Here is a 541-nt window from a genome sequence, read left to right as displayed (position 1 = left end):
CATGTTTGCCATTGATGGATGTAAAATTTCATCCAATGCCAGCAAAGAATCGAGTGGCACTCACGAGGAGTTACGCCGCAAAAAAGAGAAACTGGAACGAGCTAGTAAACGTATTATCGAACGCCATCAAAGCCAAGATACCCTGCCAAACGAGGTTGTTGAGCAAGATCTAAGGCAAAAGCAAAAACTCGATAACAGCGCGAATAAAATCGGTAAGTTTTTAGCAAGCACTCAAGATAAGTTAGGCTCCAACAACAAGCCGATAAAAAGTAACATCACCGATAACGACAGTGCAAAAATGACCACCTCCAAAGGCACGATTCAAGGCTATAACGGTATCGCCATCACTGATGACAAACACCAAATCATTTTGCACAGCCAAGTGTGGGGCAGCGTCGGAGAGCAGCAAACACTCAAACCTGCAGTACTCGCTTTAAAGGCACAACTGGACAAGCTTCCAAACTCTGTCGAGCATACAACCAAGTTCACTGCTGACAGCGGCTTTCACAGTAAAGCCAATCTCAAGTTCTTAGCTGAAAAA

The 541-nt window shown here is 44.4% G+C and carries 1 pseudogene; it reads left to right on the top strand.

The features are described 5' to 3' along the window. Window positions 1-541 (top strand): annotated as a pseudogene (locus Q1A70_RS20350) (transposase); the annotation flags it as partial.

Source organism: uncultured Vibrio sp. (genome assembly GCF_947488985.1).
In the GTDB taxonomy this organism is placed as follows: Bacteria; Pseudomonadota; Gammaproteobacteria; order Enterobacterales; family Vibrionaceae; genus Vibrio.
This window is presented reverse-complemented; position numbering and strand designations above follow the sequence as displayed.